The organism is Salipiger bermudensis, assembly GCF_017309175.1.
Taxonomy (GTDB): domain Bacteria; phylum Pseudomonadota; class Alphaproteobacteria; order Rhodobacterales; family Rhodobacteraceae; genus Salipiger; species Salipiger bermudensis.
This window is the reverse complement of record NZ_JAEKJV010000001.1, coordinates 287,027-306,709: the sequence shown is the minus strand read 5'-3', so window position 1 is coordinate 306,709 and position 19,683 is coordinate 287,027. Positions and strand designations below refer to the sequence as shown.

Annotated in this window: 22 protein-coding genes; 11 read left to right on the top strand and 11 right to left on the bottom strand. The window is 67.1% G+C overall.

What is annotated here, in order from left to right; translation table 11 throughout:
- Window positions 1-146: 146 nt before the first annotated feature.
- The 4 genes from JF542_RS01525 to miaB form a co-directional block, all read right to left on the bottom strand.
- Window positions 147-1,127, bottom strand: coding sequence for a PhoH family protein (locus tag JF542_RS01525; RefSeq protein ID WP_207074464.1), 981 nt, complete (start codon window positions 1,125-1,127; stop codon window positions 147-149).
- A 150-nt stretch (window positions 1,128-1,277) separates the two neighbouring features.
- Complete coding sequence (locus tag JF542_RS01520; RefSeq protein WP_007792303.1) at window positions 1,278-1,583, bottom strand: hypothetical protein; 306 nt, start codon at window positions 1,581-1,583, stop codon at window positions 1,278-1,280.
- A gap of 10 nt (window positions 1,584-1,593) precedes the next feature.
- Window positions 1,594-2,211 (bottom strand): OmpA family protein, encoded by a 618-nt coding sequence (locus tag JF542_RS01515; RefSeq protein WP_207074463.1) that lies wholly within the window; start codon window positions 2,209-2,211, stop codon window positions 1,594-1,596.
- Window positions 2,212-2,441: 230 nt separating this feature from the next.
- A complete protein-coding gene (miaB, locus tag JF542_RS01510; RefSeq protein WP_207074462.1) occupies window positions 2,442-3,749 on the bottom strand; it encodes a tRNA (N6-isopentenyl adenosine(37)-C2)-methylthiotransferase MiaB in 1,308 nt (435 codons plus the stop codon).
- Between the two features lie 442 nt (window positions 3,750-4,191).
- Between miaB and JF542_RS01505 the strand changes: the two genes are divergently transcribed.
- Complete coding sequence (locus tag JF542_RS01505; protein WP_207074461.1) at window positions 4,192-5,061, top strand: hypothetical protein; 870 nt, start codon at window positions 4,192-4,194, stop codon at window positions 5,059-5,061.
- A complete protein-coding gene (locus JF542_RS01500) occupies window positions 5,052-5,552 on the top strand; it encodes a GNAT family N-acetyltransferase (protein WP_207074460.1) in 501 nt (166 codons plus the stop codon). The genes JF542_RS01505 and JF542_RS01500 overlap by 10 nt, the downstream gene beginning before the upstream one ends.
- A 3-nt stretch (window positions 5,553-5,555) precedes the next feature.
- Here JF542_RS01500 and JF542_RS01495 read toward each other — a convergent pair whose 3' ends face one another.
- Both JF542_RS01495 and irrA read right to left on the bottom strand, forming a co-directional pair.
- The gene (locus JF542_RS01495; RefSeq protein ID WP_207074459.1) at window positions 5,556-6,242 is read right to left on the bottom strand and encodes an FAD-binding oxidoreductase; all 687 of its coding nucleotides are present in this window, start codon (window positions 6,240-6,242) and stop codon (window positions 5,556-5,558) included.
- 139 nt (window positions 6,243-6,381) lie between these two features.
- Window positions 6,382-6,801 carry an iron response transcriptional regulator IrrA gene (irrA, locus tag JF542_RS01490; RefSeq protein WP_040544234.1) on the bottom strand — a complete coding sequence of 140 codons (420 nt, stop codon included), beginning with the start codon at window positions 6,799-6,801 and terminating at the stop codon, window positions 6,382-6,384.
- Window positions 6,802-6,978: 177 nt separating this feature from the next.
- Here irrA and fabA point away from each other — a divergent pair, with 177 nt between their 5' ends.
- On the top strand, window positions 6,979-7,488 hold the full coding sequence (gene fabA / locus JF542_RS01485; RefSeq protein ID WP_007792321.1) for a bifunctional 3-hydroxydecanoyl-ACP dehydratase/trans-2-decenoyl-ACP isomerase: 510 nt from the start codon (window positions 6,979-6,981) through the stop codon (window positions 7,486-7,488).
- Window positions 7,489-7,520: 32 nt separating this feature from the next.
- On the opposite strand, the gene JF542_RS01480 is transcribed toward fabA, so the two are convergent.
- Window positions 7,521-7,754 carry a hypothetical protein gene (locus tag JF542_RS01480; RefSeq protein WP_207074458.1) on the bottom strand — a complete coding sequence of 78 codons (234 nt, stop codon included), beginning with the start codon at window positions 7,752-7,754 and terminating at the stop codon, window positions 7,521-7,523.
- 104 nt (window positions 7,755-7,858) lie between these two features.
- On the opposite strand from JF542_RS01480, the gene JF542_RS01475 reads away from it, so the two are divergent.
- From JF542_RS01475 to JF542_RS01450, 6 genes are all read left to right on the top strand, one after another.
- Window positions 7,859-8,491: a hypothetical protein gene (locus tag JF542_RS01475; RefSeq protein ID WP_207074457.1), complete on the top strand. Its 633-nt coding sequence runs from the start codon at window positions 7,859-7,861 to the stop codon at window positions 8,489-8,491.
- A gap of 93 nt (window positions 8,492-8,584) precedes the next feature.
- On the top strand, window positions 8,585-9,814 hold the full coding sequence (gene fabB / locus JF542_RS01470) for a beta-ketoacyl-ACP synthase I (RefSeq protein ID WP_040545002.1): 1,230 nt from the start codon (window positions 8,585-8,587) through the stop codon (window positions 9,812-9,814).
- Window positions 9,815-9,844: 30 nt separating this feature from the next.
- A complete protein-coding gene (locus tag JF542_RS01465; RefSeq protein ID WP_007792328.1) occupies window positions 9,845-10,636 on the top strand; it encodes an enoyl-ACP reductase FabI in 792 nt (263 codons plus the stop codon).
- A 31-nt stretch (window positions 10,637-10,667) separates the two neighbouring features.
- The gene (hisH, locus tag JF542_RS01460; RefSeq protein ID WP_207074456.1) at window positions 10,668-11,303 is read left to right on the top strand and encodes an imidazole glycerol phosphate synthase subunit HisH; all 636 of its coding nucleotides are present in this window, start codon (window positions 10,668-10,670) and stop codon (window positions 11,301-11,303) included.
- Between the two features lie 310 nt (window positions 11,304-11,613).
- On the top strand, window positions 11,614-12,372 hold the full coding sequence (gene hisF / locus JF542_RS01455) for an imidazole glycerol phosphate synthase subunit HisF (protein ID WP_007792339.1): 759 nt from the start codon (window positions 11,614-11,616) through the stop codon (window positions 12,370-12,372).
- The gene (locus JF542_RS01450) at window positions 12,372-12,683 is read left to right on the top strand and encodes a phosphoribosyl-ATP diphosphatase (protein ID WP_007792342.1); all 312 of its coding nucleotides are present in this window, start codon (window positions 12,372-12,374) and stop codon (window positions 12,681-12,683) included. Before hisF ends, JF542_RS01450 begins: the two co-directional genes overlap by 1 nt.
- 123 nt (window positions 12,684-12,806) lie before the next feature.
- Here JF542_RS01450 and JF542_RS01445 read toward each other — a convergent pair whose 3' ends face one another.
- The 3 genes from JF542_RS01445 to JF542_RS01435 all read right to left on the bottom strand — a co-directional run bounded on the left by JF542_RS01445 (window position 12,807) and on the right by JF542_RS01435 (window position 16,987).
- The gene (locus tag JF542_RS01445; protein ID WP_207074455.1) at window positions 12,807-13,274 is read right to left on the bottom strand and encodes a CoA-binding protein; all 468 of its coding nucleotides are present in this window, start codon (window positions 13,272-13,274) and stop codon (window positions 12,807-12,809) included.
- Window positions 13,275-13,483: 209 nt separating this feature from the next.
- Window positions 13,484-15,775 carry a xanthine dehydrogenase family protein molybdopterin-binding subunit gene (locus JF542_RS01440; protein WP_207074454.1) on the bottom strand — a complete coding sequence of 764 codons (2,292 nt, stop codon included), beginning with the start codon at window positions 15,773-15,775 and terminating at the stop codon, window positions 13,484-13,486.
- Between the two features lie 84 nt (window positions 15,776-15,859).
- Window positions 15,860-16,987: a type III PLP-dependent enzyme gene (locus tag JF542_RS01435; protein ID WP_207074453.1), complete on the bottom strand. Its 1,128-nt coding sequence runs from the start codon at window positions 16,985-16,987 to the stop codon at window positions 15,860-15,862.
- 86 nt (window positions 16,988-17,073) lie between these two features.
- Here JF542_RS01435 and JF542_RS01430 point away from each other — a divergent pair, with 86 nt between their 5' ends.
- On the top strand, window positions 17,074-17,532 hold the full coding sequence (locus JF542_RS01430) for an Lrp/AsnC family transcriptional regulator (protein WP_007792350.1): 459 nt from the start codon (window positions 17,074-17,076) through the stop codon (window positions 17,530-17,532).
- A gap of 239 nt (window positions 17,533-17,771) precedes the next feature.
- On the opposite strand, the gene JF542_RS01425 is transcribed toward JF542_RS01430, so the two are convergent.
- A complete protein-coding gene (locus tag JF542_RS01425; protein WP_207074452.1) occupies window positions 17,772-18,836 on the bottom strand; it encodes an Mrp/NBP35 family ATP-binding protein in 1,065 nt (354 codons plus the stop codon).
- 246 nt (window positions 18,837-19,082) lie between these two features.
- Here JF542_RS01425 and JF542_RS01420 point away from each other — a divergent pair, with 246 nt between their 5' ends.
- Window positions 19,083-19,292, top strand: coding sequence for a DUF1127 domain-containing protein (locus JF542_RS01420; RefSeq protein ID WP_207074451.1), 210 nt, complete (start codon window positions 19,083-19,085; stop codon window positions 19,290-19,292).
- Window positions 19,293-19,683: the final 391 nt, after the last annotated feature.

Genomic DNA, 19,683 nt, shown 5'->3' with positions numbered 1-19,683 from the left:
TGCTTGTGTCAACGTCGCAGCCGGGGGCGCTGCCCCCGCCCCGGACCTGCGTCCGGGACTCCCCCGAGGTATTTTTCAACCAGAGAAGGACATGGGGCGTATAGCGGCTGGCGGCTGGCGCGCAAGAGGCAGGCGCGCCGCGAGGATCAGCCCGCGACGTCCTGCTCGTAGGCCTCGATGATGGCGGCGACCAGCGGGTGACGCACGACGTCCTTGCCGGTGAAGTAGTTGAAGCCGATCTTGTCGATCGCGGAGAGCAGACGCTCGGCATCCTGCAGGCCCGAGGGCACGCCGCGCGGCAGGTCGACCTGGGTGCGGTCGCCGGTGATCACCATGCGCGAGCCCTCGCCGAGACGGGTCAGGAACATCTTCATCTGCATGGTGGTGGCGTTCTGCGCCTCGTCGAGCACCACGAAGGCGTTCGACAGCGTGCGGCCGCGCATGAAGGCCAGCGGCGCGATCTCGACGGTCTTCTCCTCGCGCATCTTGGCGAGCTGCTTGCCGGGCAGGAAATCGTTCAGCGCGTCGTAGAGCGGCTGCATGTAGGGATCGACCTTCTCCTCCTGCGTGCCGGGCAGGAAGCCGAGGCGCTCGCCGGCCTCGACCGCGGGGCGGCACAGGATGATCTTGTCGACCGCGCCGGTGATCAGCATGTTCACGCCCACGGCGACGGCGAGATAGGTCTTGCCGGTGCCGGCGGGGCCGATGCCGAAGCACATCTCGTGCTGGTAGAGCGAGCGGACATAGGCCTTCTGGGCGTCGGTGCGCGGCTCGATCAGCTTCTTGCGGGTCTTGATCTCGACCTTGCCGCCCTCGAACATCTCGAGCTGGCCGCCGCTGGCCTCTTCCTCGGGCTCGGGGGCGAGGCGGAACTCGCGGTCGATGTCGGCCCGGCCCACCGAGCGCCCCTGCTCGAGCCGCTGGTAGAGCGCGCCGAGCACCTCGCGGGCGGCGGCCTGCGCCTCTTCGGGTCCGTGGATCGCGAGCTGGTTGCCGCGGCGCAGGATCTGCACCCCGGTCCGGGTCTCGATATCGGTGAGGTTGCGGTCGAATTCGCCGCACAGATCGATCAGCAGCCGGTTGTCGGGGAATTCGAGGATGGCTTCTGTCAGAGTGCCTGTCGTCACGCATGTCTCCTGCGCCTAGAGTCGCTCCCATCGTGCCAAGCGGCCCGGGGAAGGGCAAGCCCCGCGATGCGCCCACGCCCTGCGCAGACGCAAAACGACCGCGCGATGGGCACCGCGCGGTCGTGTCTCTGCGTCAGGCTCTGCACCGGATCAGATCGGATCGCCGATCACCGAGCTCGCGCCCTGCTTGAAGTCGCCGGTGGCCACGGTCGGCGGCGCCACGCCGGAACAGACCGGCTTGCCGTAACGGTCGTAGCGGCGGGCGAGATAGCCCTCGACGCCATCGTCGGCGATCCAGTTGTCGCAGCCGTCGGGGTCGACCCAGACGCCCCACTTGAGCTGCGAGAGATCGTCGCGGTCAATGGTGTTGCGGTCCTGGCTCTTGTCGGGGCCGGCATCGCAGGCGGCGAGTACCAGCGCGGTGCCGAGGGCGAGAACGATGCGTACAGTCTTCATGGTCGTCTCCTCAGCGCACACACAGGATTTCGACGCGGCGGTTCTTCGCCATGCCCTCGACGGTGCGGTTGGTCGCCACCGGGTATTCCTCGCCGTAACCGCGCACGTCGATGATGCGGGCGCCGGTGCCGCGCGCCACCGAGGCCACCGCGTTGGCGCGATTGTAGCTCAGGCGGCGGTTGTACTCGATGCTGGCGCGGGCATCGGTGTGACCGGCAATGATGAAGCCGAAGGCGGTGGCGCTGTTGAAGAACTCTTCCAGCCGCGCCTTGCCCTTGGGCGAGATGTAGTACTTGTCGGTGGCGAAGTACTGGTCGGTGTTGAGCGTGCCGCAGACGTTGATGTCGCGGCAGACCGGACGCCCGTCCGGGGTCATGCGCGAGACCGCGTAGCCCTCGGCGCCGTCATCCATCACCCAGATCTCGCAGCCGTCCGGCGACAGCGAGATCCCGGGCACGTAGCGCTCACCGCGGATGGTCCGGGTGTTCTGGGTTGAAATCACCGGTGTGTTCAGAGCCGCGCCGTCGCTGTCGGCGGCCACCGGGCCACTGAAGCCGGCCGCGGTTGCACAGGCCAGCGCCAGTGCGCCGACCACCCCTCTGAAGGCTTTGGAAATGCGTTTTGCCACAGCCTCTGTCCCCTTGTGCTTGATGTCCGCCAAGCCCGCGCGGGCGCGGGCGGCAGGCAAACGCTGCAATATTTACTCTAAGGCAAGACAGTAGCAGACATTTCCGCCCTGTGAAGGAAAAACCACCATATATTGTGGTGCATGAGGGGACAAACCACCGATCTTCCCGGCATTGTCCAAAGCAGAAACGCAAAAACCGCGACGCCTGCAGGGCAGCGCCGAAGCTCGCCTCAAACGAGCACGCCTTTCAGCGAGTTCGGGCCGCTCTCGACGATCGTGACAGGGCGAAGATCGCCGGGCTGCAGCCCTTCCGCCGCCACGTGCACAGCGTGCAGGTAGTCGGACTTGCCGACCATCTGGCCCGGCAGGCGGCCGGCCTTCTCGAACAGCACGCCGACCTCGCGGCCGACCATGGCGTCCTGCAGGGCGCGCTGCTGGCGGGTCAGCAGCGCCTGAAGCCGCTGCAGACGGTCGTCCTTCTCGGCCTCGGAGACCTGCGGGCGCTCGGCGGCCGGGGTGCCCGGGCGCTCGGAATACTTGAACGAGAAGGCGGAGCCGTATTGAACCGCCTCGATCAGCGCCATGGTGTCGCGGAAATCCTCTTCGGTCTCTTCCGGGAATCCGACGATGAAATCGCCCGAGAGGTGCAGGTCGGGGCGCGCCGCGCGCAGGCGCTCGATGAGCCGCAGATACTGCTCGGCAGTGTGCTGGCGGTTCATCCGCTTGAGGATCCGGTCCGAGCCCGCCTGCACGGGCAGGTGCAGGTAGGGCATCAGCTTGTCGCAATCGCCATGCGCCGCGATCAGGTCGTCATCCATGTCGTTGGGATGCGAGGTGGTGAAGCGGATGCGCTCGAGCCCGTCGATCTTTGCCAGCTCGCGGATCAGCCCGGCAAGGCCGCGGTCATGGCCGTGATAGGCGTTGACGTTCTGGCCCAGCAGGGTGAGCTCGCGCACGCCGCGCTCGACGAGGTCGCGGGCCTCGGTCAGCACGCGATCGGCCGGCCGAGAGACCTCGGCACCGCGGGTATAGGGCACCACGCAGAAGGCGCAGAACTTGTCGCAGCCCTCCTGCACGGTGAGAAAGGCGGTCGGGCCACGCTTGGCCTTGGGCCGGGATTTCAGCCGCTCGAACTTGTCCTCTTCCGGGAAGTCGGTGTCGAGCGCCTTCTCGCCGCCGCGCGCCTTCGCCTCGAGCTCGGGAAGGCGGTGATAGCTTTGCGGCCCCACCACGAGGTCAACCATCGGCTGGCGCCGCATGATCTCTTCGCCCTCGGCCTGCGCCACGCAACCCGCCACGCCGATCTTCAGGTCCGGACGCTCGGACTTGAGCCCCTTGTAGCGACCGAGCTCGGAATAGACCTTCTCCGCCGCCTTCTCGCGGATGTGGCAGGTGTTGAGCAGGATCATGTCGGCGTCGTCGGGGCTGTCGGTCTGGACATAGCCCTGCCCGCCCATGGCCTCGGCCATGCGCTCGCTGTCATAGACGTTCATCTGGCAGCCATAGGTCTTGATGAAGAGCTTCTTGGGCTGGGTCATGAGAGGGACTCCCGGTCGCGCGGTTCAAGGGCGGGCGGATAGCGCAAAACGGGGCGCGTGAAAAGGGTGCGCGGAGGGGCGTGGGACCCGGGGTGGCGCGTCTCTCCGGGAGGCGCACCCGCCCGCGAAGCCCGGCCGGCCTCCGGCGGGAGTATTTTTGACGAAGAGAAGCCAAGGGCGTCGGGCTGGTATGGATGCGCTGTCCGAGGTGGCGTTGGGGGTGGTATTGGGGGCGCAAGGCGCTTGGTCCGGCGTCGCGCGCCGTGGTCGACACAAAAGGCCTCCGGCGGGGACATGTCCGGCCAGAAGAAGACAAGGGGGCATAGGATGCGCGGGCCAGCAATAAAGTGAGGACGGCGGACAGAGGCGGCCTGCCCCGGTTGCTTGCAAAGCCCTGCGAATTCACCAATCCTTGAGCGCACAGCCGGCAAAGAGACAGACGATGCATCACGAGAGCCTTGCAGATTTCCTTGGCCAGGCGAAGGCCGCGCTGGGAGCCGGTCCGGTGGCGATGGTGTTTTGCGAGGACGAGGCCGAGATCGACACCACGCTGCGCCACACCCTGCAATCGGGCTTCGGCTGCGTGATCGCCTTCATGCCACCGCAATTCGACATGGCGAAGGACCTGCGCGCGCGCGTGCACCGGATCGACTACGACCTGCGCCTCAAGCGCGCCGTGCCAAGGGCCGTCGACGCGGTGATCGAGGCGGGGCCCGGGCTGTGGATGTTCTACTGCTACAACGCCGAGTACCTGTTCTACCCCTACTGCGAGACCCGCTCGGTCAGCGAGATGCTCGCCTTTCACACTGAAGAGCGGCGCGACGCGATGCTCACCTACGTGATCGACCTCTATGCCGGCGACCTGCAGCGGTCTCCCGACGCGGTGTCGCTCGACGACACCTATCTCGACCGTTCCGGGTACTACGCCCAGACGCGCAACGACGCGGCGCGGCACAATCATCCCAAGGAACGGCAGCTGGATTTCTTCGGTGGGCTGCGCTGGCGCTACGAGGAGCACGTGCCCGAGACGCGGCGCAAGATCGACCGCATCGCCCTGTTCCGGGCCAAACCGGGGCTGAAACTGCGCGACGACCACACCTTCTCGGACGAGGAATACAATACCTACGCCTGCCCGTGGCACAACAACCTCACTGCGGCGCTGGTGTCGTTCCGCATTGCCAAGGCGCTGAAGCGCAACCCCGGCAGCACCTTCGACATCCACGATTTCCGCTGGCACAACTCGACCGAGTTCGAATGGCACTCACGCCAGCTTCTCGATCTGGGGCTGATGGAGCCCGGACAATGGTTCTGAGCGTCAGGGCGCTTGGCCCGGATGACGCGACCGCCTACACCGCGCTCTGCCTCGAGGCGGTCGAGCGCTACCCGGACGCCTTCTGCAGCACGCCGGACGAGGTGCAGGCGATGAGCCCGGAGACGGTGGCGCAAACCCTGTCGGAGGGCATGACGCTGGGGCTCTTCGACGGGGCGGCGCTTTGCGGCATGGTGGGCTTGCGCCGCCTGCCCTTCGCGCGTGCCGCGCACCGGGTGGAGATCGGAGCCTTCTACATCCGTCCCGCGCTGCATGGCTCGGGCGCCGCGATGCAGCTTCTGGGTGCGATCGTCGACCATGTGCGCCCGCTCGGCGTCTGGCAACTCGAGCTCTGCGTGGCCGAGCGCAACGCGCGGGCCATCCGCTTCTACGAGCGCCACGGCTTTGTCCGTCACGGGCGGATGCCGAACACGGTGATCGGCCCCAGGGGCCCCGAGACCGATCTGTTCTACGTGCGTGACCTCAGGGCCTGAGGCTCAGTCAAACTGCTCCATGACGATGTCGCCCTCGGGCACGTCGATCGACGTGAGCGCCTCTGCGATGTCGTCGAGCATGGCGTCGGGGCCGCAGATATAGCAGATGTCCTTGCCGGGTGTGACGTGCTTGCCGAGCAGGTCGGCATCGATCTGACCGCGGTGCAGCGGGCTGTCCTCTTCCTCGGTGACGAGGAAGCAGGTCTCGAGACCGGGCATCTTCTCGAAGCTGTCGCGCAGGATGATGTCGCGCTCGGCCTTGTTGGAGAACACCAGAGTGTTGCCTTTGAGCGTGCCCTTGCGGGCGAGCTTGTCGCGCAGGATGGCGATGAACGGTGTCACCCCGGCGCCGCCGGCGATGAAGACGCCGTCGCCCTTGCCCTCGATCGCGCCCCAGATGTCCTCGAGCAGCATGGTATCGCCGGGCTGCAGCCGGGCGATGCGGGCGGTCACGCCACCATGGCCCTCGGCGTCTTCGGGGTAGGACTTGATGACGAACTCAAGCTGCTCCTCGCCCGGCAGCGAGGTCATGGTGAAGGAGCGGATCTCGTCGCGCCAGCCCTCCTGATCGAGCGCCATGTGCGCCGCCTGCCCGGGGGTGTAGTCAAGATCCGCGGGACGGTCGAAGGTGAGCCTGTAGGTGTCGTGGGTGACCGGGGCGATGCTGCGAAGGGTGAGTGTGCGGGTCATGCGATGTCTCCTTTTGGGAGATCAACGACCAGCGACGCCGCGCGGTTCCTGACCGGCGCGGCAATGACTTGGTCACTGCAGCCGGCAGTGAGGGCGTTTCGCGGGGCGGGGCGGGGACGGGCGCCGGTGAGCGGCGCGGTCAGCCGCGCTTGCGCAGGCGGATCACCACGTCGACCGAGGCGATCTCGGCACCTTCGGGGGCGTCGGGCAGACGCGCGATGACCATGTCCTCGGCGGGAGCATCGGTCAGGTGACCGTCATCTTCCCAGTAGAAATGCGGGTGCTCATGGGTGTTGGTGTCGAAATAGCTGCGGGTGCCGTCGACGGTGACTTCCTGCATCAACCCGGCATCGCAGAACGCGCGCAGCGTGTTGTAGACCGTCGCCAGCGACACGCTCTCGCCCTGCTCCTTCACCGCGGCAAAGAGGCTCTCGGCGGTGACATGGCGGTTCTTCCCGTCGCCAACCAGAAGCGCCGCCAGCGCCAAGCGCTGCCGTGTCGGGCGCAGTTCTGCCTGTGCCAACCACTGCGTGCCTCTCTGAACGGCCTCTGCTGTCATTGCCTCATCCGATACGTTCATCCGCCTGACATATATAAGGAGTGAGCAGGCCGGATTTCAAACGAAAACTCCCGATCCGCAGAGGCGGCGCCTCGGCGCGGCAGGCTTGCAAGCCGCACTTTCACGGTGATAGAGGGTGCCAAACCTGAAACCCACGACACGAAGGGTCAGTCATCGATGGCAGACTATCCCACCAGCTTCGGCAAGGAAGACCTGCTGAAATGTTCCCGCGGCGAGCTGTTCGGCGAGGGCAATGCGCAGCTTCCGGCCCCGCCCATGCTCATGATGGACCGCATCACCGATATCTCGGCAGATGGCGGCGCTCACGGCAAGGGCCACGTGCTGGCCGAGTTCGACATCACCCCCGACCTGTGGTTCTTCGACTGCCACTTCCCGGGCAACCCGATCATGCCCGGCTGCCTCGGGCTCGACGGGCTTTGGCAGCTGACCGGCTTCAACCTCGGCTGGCGCGGCTGGCAGGGGCGCGGCTACGCGCTTGGCGTGGGTGAGGTGAAGCTCACCGGCATGGTGCGCCCGGACCGCAAGATGCTGACCTACAAGATCGATTTCACCAAGGCCGTGCAGACCCGCCGCCTGACCATGGGCGTGGCCGACGGCATCGTCGAGGCCGATGGCGAAGTGATCTACCAGGTCAAGGACATGAAGGTCGCGCTCTCCGAGAGCTGATCGGTCAGGAGGGTGCGCCGCAGCGGCGCCCCTCAATGCAGGCTGAGCAGAACCGCGATGTCGCGCGGGCTCAGCCGCTCCACCAGTTTGCGATCCTCGGGATGCAGCGCCGCGCCGCTGGCGATGTGCTGCTTCAGCCGCTGGGCGATCTCGCTGGTCGACTGGTAGTAGAGATCCGGCTGCTCGCGCCCGATCTCCTGCAACAGGCGCTCGAGCAGCGTCTTGCGCTTCTCCGCGTCCAGATCCTTTCGCTTGTCCTGCAGCATGGACTGGTCCCTCGCTCGTTTGCTCCTAGCTTGCGACGTAAGCGGCGGCGCCTCTTTGTCCAGCGCGCCAGCGTGCCGCGACTGCGCAGAAACGGAGAGCCGCAATGATCGCCCGGATCGCCAAGCGCCTGCTGCGCCGCCCCCGCTACAGCGCTTTCGTACCGCTCGACGCGGACGGCCGGCAGCGTGCCGAGACGCTGCGCGAGGCGCTCGAAAGCCTTGCCAAGGACCCCTGCCTCATGCTCGCCGACCCGGCATGGCGGCTGGTCTCGGTCTTCGACGACCTGCGCTATGATCGCGCCGACATGGACATGATGACCGGCCCGATGCGCGCCTACGCCACCCGGCGCCTGGAGCCGCTCGGCTTCCGGCAGGCGACAGGCTCGATCCTCGAGAACTCGGCCCTCGACATCCGCATGCACATCCCGCGCTTTCGCGCGCTTGGCGCTTCGCCCTTCGACGCGGTGCGTGACACGCCGCGCCGGGCGCAGGATTACTACCTCCTGACCCCCACCCAGACCGCCGCGCAGCTCGTGCTGCACTACCCGGTCGAGACCGCGGTGGAGCGCATCAAGACGCTGGTCGCACGCCAGCCCGTGAACCTGCTGCGCCTGTCCGACTATCTCGAGCAGCGCCGCGATCATCAGGACGTCCTGAGCGCCATCGGGCATCTGAAATACGTGCAGCGCATGGCCGTGGAAAGCGAGCCGCTGCGCCGTCGCCGGGCCTTGCGCTGAGGGGTACGGCCCGGTTCCGCAGAGGCAATCCGCCGCTTGCGTCCCCCCTGCCCCATGCCCTACATAGCCCCCAACAAACATATGGGAGGCACCATGCGTCGCGTCGTCGTCACCGGACTGGGCATCGTATCGTCCATTGGCACAAACGCCGAAGAAGTCCTCGCCTCGCTGAAGGCAGGCCGCTCCGGCATCACTGCCAACGAACAGATGAAGGAACACGGCTTCCGCAGCCAGATCGCCGGGGCCGTCGATATCGACGTCTCCGAGCATGTCGACAAGCGCACCCTGCGCTTCATGGGCCCCGGTGCGGCCTATGCCCATATCGCCATGCAGCAGGCGATCGCCGATTCCGGGCTCGAGGAGTCCGATGTGGTCAACCCGCGCACCGGCCTGATCGCCGGCTCCGGGGGCCCCTCGACCTCGGCGCTGCTGACCGCGCACCAGACCGTGCTCAAGAGCGGCGGCACCAAGCGCGTGGGCCCCTTCGCGGTGCCCAAGGCGATGTGCTCGACGGTCAGCGCGAACCTGTCGACCGCGTTCAAGATCAAGGGCATCAACTACTCGATCACCTCGGCCTGCTCGACCTCGCTGCACTGCATCGGCAACGCCGCCGAGCAGATCATGATGGGCAAGCAGGACGTGATGTTCGCCGGCGGCGGCGAAGAGCTCGACTGGACCCTGTCGTGCCTGTTCGATGCCATGGGCGCGATGAGCTCGAAGTACAATGACAGCCCCGACAAGGCCTCGCGCGCCTTTGACGCCGGGCGCGACGGCTTCGTGATCTCCGGTGGCGGCGGCATCCTCGTGCTCGAAGAGCTCGAGCACGCCAAGGCCCGCGGCGCCAAGATCTATGCCGAAGTCACCGGCTTCGCCGCGACCTCGGACGGCCATGACATGGTTGCCCCCTCCGGCGAGGGTGGCGAGCGTGCCATGCGGCTCGCGCTGCAGACCCTGCCCGAGGACCGCAAGGTCGGCTACATCAACGCTCACGGCACCTCGACCCCGGTCGGCGATGTCGGCGAGATCGAGGCGGTGCGCCGCGTCTTCGGCGAGGGCCAGACCCCGCCGGTTTCCTCGACCAAGTCGATGACCGGCCACAGCCAGGGCGCCACCGGCGCGCAGGAAGCGGTCTACTGCCTGCTGGCACTGCAGCACGACTTCATCATCCCCTCGATCAACGTGGACGAGCTCGACCCGGCGCTGGCGCCGGCCGAAATCGCCACGGCACGCGTCGACGATGCCGGGCTCGACACGGTGATGACCAATTCCTTCGGTTTCGGCGGCACCAATGGCTCGATGCTTCTGAGCCGCTACCGTGACTGATTTTTGATACCTAACAGCGGATTACAGAACATGTCGGAGCTTCTGAAGGGCAAGCGCGGGCTGGTCATGGGGGTGGCGAATGACCGCTCCATCGCATGGGGCATCGCGCGCGCCCTGCACGAGGCCGGTGCGGAGCTTGCCTTCACCTACCAGGGCGAGGCCTTTGGCAAGCGCCTGCAGCCGCTGGCGGAGAGCGTCGGCAGCGACCTGATGGTCGATGTCGATGTCACCGATGACGCCTCACTGGATGCGGGTTTCGAGACCCTTGCGGCACGCTGGCCGACCATCGATTTCGTGGTCCACGCCATCGCCTTCTCGGACAAGTCCGAGCTCACCGGGCGCATTCTCAACACCTCGCGCAGCAACTTCCGCAACTCGCTCGACATTTCCTGCTACAGCTTCATCGAGGTGGCGCGCCGTGCTCACCCGCTGATGGTCGAGAATGGCGGCACGCTGCTGACCCTCACCTATGACGGCAGCCAGCGGGTGTTCCCGAACTACAACGTCATGGGCGTGGCCAAGGCGGCGCTGGAATCGACCACCCGTTACCTGGCCAACGATCTCGGCCCCGAGGGCATCCGGGTGAACGCGATCTCGCCCGGCCCGATGAAGACGCTGGCCGGCGCGGCCATCGGCGGCGCCCGCAAGACCTACAAGTTCACCGAGCAGAACACCCCGCTGCGCTCCAACGCCACGCTCGAGGCGGTCGGCGGCACCGCGGTCTATCTGGTCTCGGATGCCGGCGCCTGCACCACCGGCGAGATCATCCGCGTCGATGGCGGCTACCACGTGCTGGGCATGCCGCAATACGACAACCTCTGAGCCGGCCCCTGACCGGAAAGGACCGCACGAGATGCTGACGGCGATCATCGACTACGAGAGCGGCAACCTGCACTCGGCCGAGAAGGCGTTCCAGCGCATGGCGCGCGAGACCGGCGGCGGCGAGGTCGTGGTGACCACCGACCCGGAGACCGTGGCCAATGCGGACCGCATCGTGCTGCCCGGCGACGGCGCCTTCCCGGCCTGCGCCGCGGCGCTGCGCCGGTCGGGCTGCTTTCAGGCCATGGTCGAGGCGGTCGAAACCCGCGCCGTGCCGTTCCTCGGCATCTGCGTCGGCATGCAGCTGCTGGCGCGCAAGGGGCACGAATACGAGGACACCGACGGTCTCGGCTGGATCGACGGCGAAGTCGAACGCATCGCGCCGTCTGAGCCGTCGCTGAAAGTGCCGCATATGGGCTGGAACGACCTGGTGATAGACCGGCCGCACCCGGTGCTCGAGGGCGTCTCGACCGGGGACCATGCTTATTTCGTGCACTCCTTCCAGATGCGCATGACCGACGCCTCGCAACGGGTGGCGCATGTGGAATACGGCGGCGACGTCACCGCCATCGTCGCCCATGAGACGGTGATCGGGCTGCAGTTCCACCCCGAGAAAAGCGCTGCCACCGGCCTGCGGATGATCGCCAACTTTCTCGCCTGGCGCCCCTGACGCCCGGGCACGGCTACCCCGGCAGCAGAACGCTTGGCCACGCCGGACGCCTCCGGCGGGAGTATTTTTGACGAAGAGAAGCCAGGGGCGCGGCGCTCCTGGCTTCTTTGGTTCAAAAATACCTCGGGGGTGAATTGGCGCACAGCGCCAAGAGGGGGCAGCGCCCCCCTCTCTTCTTCTGAATGCGCGCCTCCGGACCGACAAGGGGCAGCGCCCCTTCTGCCCGTCTGTCGTCCCTGATCGGCCATCGCCGCAGCAATGCAACAGCAGGCCCCTTTCCTCCCACGCCGATCCGCGCCATAAGGCGGTCATGCTCAAGACCCGCATCATTCCCTGTCTCGATGTCGCCGATGGCCGTGTGGTCAAGGGCGTCAATTTCGTCGACCTGCGCGATGCCGGCGACCCGGTCGACGCCGCCCGCGCCTATGACGCCGCAGGCGCCGACGAGATCACCTTTCTCGACATCCACGCCACGCATGAGAATCGCGGCACCATGTTCGACGTGGTGACCCGCACCGCCGAGCAGTGCTTCATCCCGCTGACCGTGGGCGGCGGCGTGCGCACGGTGGCCGATGTGCGCAACCTTCTGCTCGCCGGGGCCGACAAGGTCAGCTTCAACTCGGCGGCGGTGGCCAACCCCGACGTGGTCGCCGAGGCGGCAGATCATTTCGGCTCGCAATGCATCGTGGTGGCGATCGACGCCAAGACCGTGGAACCGGGGCGGTGGGAGATCTTCACCCATGGCGGCCGCAAGCCCACCGGCATCGACGCGGTGGAGTTCGCGCGCACGGTGACCGCCAAGGGCGCCGGTGAGATCCTGCTCACCTCGATGGACCGGGACGGCACCAAGGCCGGCTTCAACCTGCCGCTGACCCGCGCCATCTCCGACGCGGTGGACATCCCCGTGATCGCCTCAGGCGGCGTCGGAACGCTCGACCATCTCGTGGAAGGCGTGACCGAAGGCCACGCCTCGGCTGTGCTCGCCGCCTCGATCTTCCACTTCGGCGAGTTCACCATCGCGGAGGCCAAGGCCCACATGGCGCAGGCCGGCATTCCGGTGAGGCTCTGATGACCCTGGAAGAACTCGAAGCCATCGTCGCCGCCCGCGCCTCCGCCTCGCCCGACGACAGCTGGACCGCCAAGCTGCTCGCCAAGGGCCCGGAGAAATGCGCCGAGAAATTTGGCGAAGAGGCCGTGGAGGCGATCATCGAAGCGGTCAAGGGCGACCGCGACAAACTCGCCTCGGAAGGCGCGGACGTGCTGTTCCATTTCCTCGTGATGCTCAAGGCGCGCGACCTGCCTCTTTCAGCAGTGATGGAAGAGCTCGCGCGGCGACAGGGTCAGTCCGGCATCGCAGAGAAGGCATCCCGCAAGGGCTGAGGCAGCGTTCGCGCGGCGGGACGGGGGCGCTGCGCCCCTGGCTTCTCTTCGTCAAAAATACTCCCGCCGGAGGCGTCCGACGGGCTGCAGGCATCCCGAGGCCGGGCAGGCGCGCCCCGCCGGTCAAAGCTTTGACGAAATCACGCCGGTGTTGAAGCCGCCCATGCGCAGCTCGCCATGCAGGCGCTGGTACTCGATCTTGGGGCAGCGGTTCATCACCACGTCGATTCCCCTGGCCTCCGCCGCCGCAGCAGCGGCCGCGTTCTCGACGCCGATCTGCATCCACACCGTCCTGAGCCCCGGCAGATGCGCCAGAGCGTCCTCGACGATTCCCGGCACCGCCTCGGAGCGACGGAAGATGTCGACCATGTCGACCTCTGCCGGAAGATCTTCGATCGCCCCGCGCACCTCCTCGCCGAACAGCATCGCGCCCGCATGGCCGGGATTGACCCCGATCACCCGGTAGCCGCGCAGGCTCAGGTAGCGCGCCACGTAGTAGCTCGGGCGCACCGGGTTCAGCGACACGCCGACCACGGCGATCACCTTGCTGCGGGCCAATACGGATTTCAGAAACGCGTCGGTATAGCTCATGGCCTCACCTTACGGGGCAAGCGCGCAAAGAAAAAGCGCCCAAGGAAGACCTTGGGCGCAAGTGCGGAACGAGGGACAGTGAAGGCGTCGCGAAGGTTCCGTCTCCGCGATCCTGTAAGGGATATGGGCACGAAAGCCACAATTGCAAACCCCCTCAAGGAAGCGTGAACAAAAACCTTGACGCCACCTTTCTGCACTTCCCCGCGCGATCACTCCGCCGCCAGCGGCGCGCCCTTCAGCAGGCTCCAGACCCGCATCGGCGTGAAAGGCATGTCGACCTGCTTCACGCCTTTCTCCCAGAGCGCGTCCTGCATGGCGTTCGACACCGCCGCCAGCGCGCCCACCGTGCCCGCCTCGCCGCAGCCTTTCATCCCCATCGGGTTGCCGGTCGAGGGTACCGGCTCGACGTCGAACTTGACCCAAGGCATGTCGTCGGCCCGCGGCATGGCGTAGTCCATGAAGCTGGCCGAGAGCAGCTGGCCGTCCTCGTCGAACACCGTGCGCTCGCACAGCGCCTGCCCAAGCCCCTGCGCGACCCCGCCATGCACCTGGCCCTCGGCCAGCATCGGATTGATGAGGTTGCCGAAATCGTCGACCACGGTGTATTTCACCACCTCGGTCACACCGGTCTCGAGATCGATCTCCACCTCGGCGAAATGCGCCCCGTTGGGATAGGAGCGGGCCTCGATCTGGTCGCGCGCGGACCAGCTCAGCAGGTCGTCGCGGCCCTTGGCGCGGGCCATCTCGGCCACCTCGAGCATGGTCGGCGTCAGGTTCGAGCCCTCGGCCCGGAAGCGCTCGTCATCGAACCGCACCTCCGCCGCCTCGACGCCCATTTCCTCGGCGAGGAAGGCCGAGAATCCCTCGACCATCTGCCGCACGCAGGACAGCGTCACGTTGGCCTGCGTGGTCACCGAGCGCGACCCGCCAGTGCCGCCGCCACGGGCGATCAGGTCACTGTCGCCCTGCACGAAGGCGATCTTGTCGAAGGGAATGCCGGAGTGGTCGCTGAGGAACTTGGCGAACACCGTCTCGTGCCCCTGCCCGTTGGACTGGGTGCCGACATAGATCACTGCGCCGCCATCCTCGGTGAACTCGACCCGCACATCCTCGGCCGGATCGCCGAGAATCGACTCGATGTAGAAGCAAAGCCCCAGCCCGCGCAGCTTGCCCTGCGCCGCGCTCTCGTCCTTGCGCGCGGCAAAGCCCGCCACGTCGGCATCAAGGATGGCGTGATCCAGCACGCGGGGAAAATCGCCCACGTCATAGGTCTCTCCGGTCACGGTCTTGTAGGGGAAGTCCTTGATGAAGTTGATCTTACGGAGCTCGATCGGGTCGAGCCCCAGCTCGCGCGCCGCACGGTCCATCACCCGCTCGATGACATAGATCGCCTCGGGCCGGCCAGCGCCGCGATAGGCGTCGACCTGAGTGGTATTGGTGAAGAACCCTTCGACCCGCATGTAGGCGGTCGGGATATCGTAGGTCCCGGTCAGCACCTTGGAGAACAGCAGCGTCTGGATCGGCTGGCCGAAGCCCGAGTTGTAGGCCCCGAGGTTGCACATCGTGTGAATGCGGTAGCCGAGGATGCGATGATCCGCATCGAAGGCCAGCTCCGCCATGGTCGTCAGGTCGCGCCCGGCATGGTCCGACAGCATCCCCTCGGTGCGTTCCGAGATCCAGCGCACCGGCTTGCCAAGCACCCGCGCCGCCTGCGCCAGCACGAAGTATTCCGGATAGGACGCCGCTTTCATACCGAAGCCGCCGCCCACGTCGGGGTTGGTGATGCGCACCGCCTCCGGGTCGAGTCCCATGGCTTCGGCCAGTTCGCCCTTGAGGCCCCAGACCCCCTGCCCGTTGAACGCCACGTGCAGCCGCGCGCCGTCCCACTCGGCATAGCAGCCGCGGCCCTCCATGGCGTTGACGATCACCCGGTTGTCGCCGACCTCGAGCCGCACCACGCGGGCCGCCTTGTCGAAGGCCTCCGCCGTCGCCGCCTCGTCGCCCATGCCCCAGTCGAAGGCGCGGTTGTCGGGCGCCTCGGGATGAATTGTCTCGCCACCGGCGCAGACCTCCACATGGGCGGGCAGATCGTCATAATCGAGCTCGATCAGCTCGGCCGCATCCCGGGCCTGCTGCAGCGTCTCGGCCACCACGAGCGCCACCGGCTCGCCGACATGGCGCAGCTTGCCGCGCGCCAGCATCGGGCGCTCGGGCTCGGCCGCCTTCGAGCCGTCGCGGTTCGTGAGCACGGTGCCGCCCATGCGAATGTCCATCCCCGCCTCGAGCAGGTCATCGACGGTGAGCACCAATGCCACGCCCTCTGCCTCGCGCGCCGCCTCGACATCCAGCGAGGTGATGGTCGCATGGGCCACCGGCGAGCGCAGCAAAAAGCCGTGCAGCGCGCCATCGGGCGCGATGTCGTCGATATAGCGTCCATGCCCGGTGAGAAAGCGCACGTCCTCGCTGCGCTTGAATGACTGGCTCTTGCCGAACTTTTCCATATCCCGTCCTCGCGCTTGGCTGGTCTTCTGCGGCGCAGAGTGGCGCTCCGCCGAGCAAGTGTCCAGCGCGACGCCCGGGAATTCTCAGCAGGCCGCGGACATCCGCACGACCCTGCGCGCTCCGTAGCCGTTGAACCCGGTGACCAGCGCCCGGGAATAGGCGCCCATGCCCTCGCAGATCACGAAGTCGCCTTCTTCGATGGCGGCGGGAAGCGCCATCGGCTCGGGCAGACGGTCGAGGCTGTCGCAGGTCGGGCCGAAGACGATGCGCGGCTGCGCGCGCCCGCCCCGCCGCCGTCCCGCCGGGTCGACCACCCACACGCGTCCCGCCATCCCCAGATCGCGCCACTCGGCCATGCCGCCATAAATGCCGTCATTGACGAAGAGCGCCTCTGCCTCCACCGCCTTGACCTTCAGCGCCAGCAGGAAGGCCTCGGCGCAGAGCCCCCGGCCCGGCTCGCAAACCAGATCCGGCGGTCTCGGGAAGGCCTCGCGCGTGGCACGCCCGATGGTGGCGAAGATGGTCTCGAGATCGGGTTCCCCCTCGCCCCTGTCGCTCGGGAAACCTCCGCCCACGTTCAGCCGGTGCAGCGTGACGCCCGCGTCTCGCGCCACCCCGGCCGCCGCGTGGATGTAGCGCGCCCAGGGCTCGGCACCGCGGCATTGCGTGCCGGGATGAAAGGTCAGCGACGGCGTGAGCCCCATCTCGGCCACCCGCCGCAGCAGCGTCACCGCGCCCGCCGGTTCGGCCCCGAACTTGGCTCCGAAATCATAGGCCGCACCGGCCACGGGCAGCTTCAGCCGCACCGCGATCTCGGTGCCCGCCGGCAGCGCGGCGAGCTTTTCAAGCTCGCTCATCCGGTCGACCGACCACGACACACAGCGATGCGCCAGACCTGCGCTGACCTCGGCCTGCGAGCGGACCGGGTTGTGGTAATGCAGGGCGGCCTCGGGGCAATGCGCCCGCACCAGCACCATCTCCGCCGGAGAGGCCACGTCGAAGACCCGCAGGCCGGCGCGCCAGAGCCCCTCGATCATCTCCGGCAACGGGTTGGCCTTGACCGCGTAGCTCACCACCCCCGGGAACCCGTCCAGAAACCGCCCGGCCACATCGCCCAGCCGCTGCGGGCAGAAGAAAAACACCGGCTCGTCGGGCCGCTCGCGCGCCAGCCACGTCTCGGGCGATGGAATCAGGGCCTGCTCGATCCCCATGAAGACACCTCCTGTTTGCACCTTTCTCGAGTATGCGCGTCAGGAGACTCGATTTCGCCCGGCAGAACTGTCATTCTGATCCCCAGATGGAACAATTCGACCACAGATCTCAACATATCGACGAAACCGACCGCGCCCTCGTGTCGCTGCTCTCCACTGACGCGCGCATGCCGGTCTCCGATCTCGCGCGGCGGCTCGGGCTCGCGCGCACCACGGTGCAGGCCCGGATCGAGCGTCTGATCCAGCGCGGCGCCATTGCCGGCTTCACCATCCGCCGCGGCCCGGCACTCAAGGAGGCGATCCGCGCCACGGTGCTGGTCTGCATCGAGCCGCGCGCCCAGGCCGACGTGCTGGCCCGGCTGCGCCAGATGCCCGAGGTGGAGACGGTGCACACCACCTCGGGCAGGGTCGACCTGATGGTGATCGTCTGCGCCAGCTCGACCGAGGCGCTCGACGCCGCCCTCGACCGCATCGCCGAGGCCCGCGGGGTGAAAAGCTCGGAAAGCCTGATCCACCTCACCACCAAGCTCGACCGCCGCGGCTGAGCCGGCCCGCCCCGCACCGGCCCCCGTCTTCTCTGGTTCAAAAATACCTCGGGGGTGAATTGGCCGCAGGCCAAGAGGGGGCAGCGCCCCCTCCTTTCTTTTGAAGGCGCTCCTCCGGTGCGACATGGGGGCAGCGCCCCTCCCGGTGCGCCCCCTCCGCTCGCACGGCGCCGGGAGCGCAGACCCTCCGGTCCCCGCATCCAGCGTATATATAAAGTGTCCCCGCGGGGACCGCCGCCTCAGACGATCCCGCCCTTGATGAACCGGTCAGCCAGCGTCGCATAGGCCTGCGCCATCACACCGTCGCCCAGCGCCACGGGCCGGCCCTCGTCGCCGCCGATGCGGGTGTCGAGGTCGATGGGCAGCTGCGCCAGCACCGGCAGGCCCAGCTTCTCGGCCTCGGCCGCGACGCCGCCCTGCCCGAAGAGATGCGCCTCACGGCCGCAATCTGGGCAGATAAACATCGACATGTTCTCGATCAGGCCCAGAACCGGCACTTTGAGCGTGTCGAACGCGTCGAGCGCCTTGCGCGCGTCGATCATCGCCACGTCCTGCGGCGTCGAGACCACGATGGCGCCGGCCAGATCGCTCTTCTGGCCGAGCGAGAGCTGCACGTCGCCGGTGCCCGGCGGCAGGTCGATGAGGAGCACGTCGAGTTCGCCCCACTCCACCTGCATCATCATCTGCTGCAGCGCACCCATCAGCATCGGCCCGCGCCAGACGACAGCCTTGTCCTCGGGCAGCATGAAGCCGATCGACATCAGCGTCACGCCATGCGCCTGAAGCGGGATGATGGTCTTGCCGTCCGGGCTGGCGGGGCGCTTCGAGATACCGAACATGCGCGGCTGCGAGGGGCCGTGGATGTCGGCATCGAGCAGGCCCACCTTCTTGCCCGCCCGCGCCAGCGCCACCGCGAGGTTCGACGACACGGTGGACTTGCCGACCCCGCCCTTGCCGGAGCCGATGGCGATCACCGCCTTCACCCCGGGCGGGTTCATCTTCCCCTCCTGCGGCTTGGCATGCCCGCCGATCTTCAGCGAGGGCGCTTTCGCCGCCGGGCCATGTGCGGTGAGCGCCGCGCTGGCGGAGGAGACGCCCTCAAGCGCCATCACGGCGCGCTCGGCAGCGGCACGCAGCGGCTCCATGTGCTTGGCCATCTCCGGCGAGGGCGCCTCGATGACGAAGCGCACGGCACCACCTTCGATGCTCAAAGCTCGAATCATGTCTCGCGAAATCAGGTTTCCGCCGTCGGGCAGATCCAGCCGCGCAAGCTCTGCCTTCACCGCCTCTTGTGTCGGGGACATGGTCTATCCTTTCCATTTCTGCAGACCGACGTAGCGTCACGTTGCTCTGGGCGCAACGCTCGTACACAGCCCGCTTAATTGTTACGCTTAACGCGTTGCTTTCGCTTAGCTCTCCCTCAGCCGGCCCATGCAGATGCTGCATAGCGGCATTGAGATATGGCAGGATTGTGCAGTCGCAGCATTTGCCACATGTTAGGGCCAACACAGCGAAACACACAGATACTCGAACACAGGCTAGCAACGAACATGGCATACGCAACCGACACCAGCACCCAAGGCTCGAACGGCTTCTTCGCCGGCATGATCGCCTCGCTGCGCGAGCGCAATGCCCGTCGCCGTCTCTACCGCGAGACGCTGCGCGAGCTTGGCCAGCTGAGCAACCGCGAGTTGAGCGATCTCGGGCTGCACCGCTCGATGATCCGCCGGATCGCCTACCAGGCCGCCTACGAGGCCTGATCACAGTTTCCTCGAGGCGCTCTCCTCCTCCTCCCTGAGCGCATCGAGCCCGGCGGCGACCTCACTCCTCCTCCCGAGGTCGCCGCCGCAAAGACAAAAGGGCCAAGTGCCCGACAGTTCGGAGCCCCTCTCCTCCTCCCTGGGGCCTTCGATGAGCGGCGGGATCTCTCCTCCTCCCTGATCCCGCCGCGTCCCAACATCCGGGCCACATGCCCGACAGTTTCGGAGCCCCTCTCCTCCTCCCTGGGGCCTTCGATACGCGACGGTGCCTCTCCTCCTCCCTGGCACCGTCGCACCCTATATCCGGGCCTCACGCCCGACAGTTTCGGAGCCCCTCTCCTCCTCCCTGGGGCCTTCGATACGCGGCGGGATCTCTCCTCCTCCCTGATCC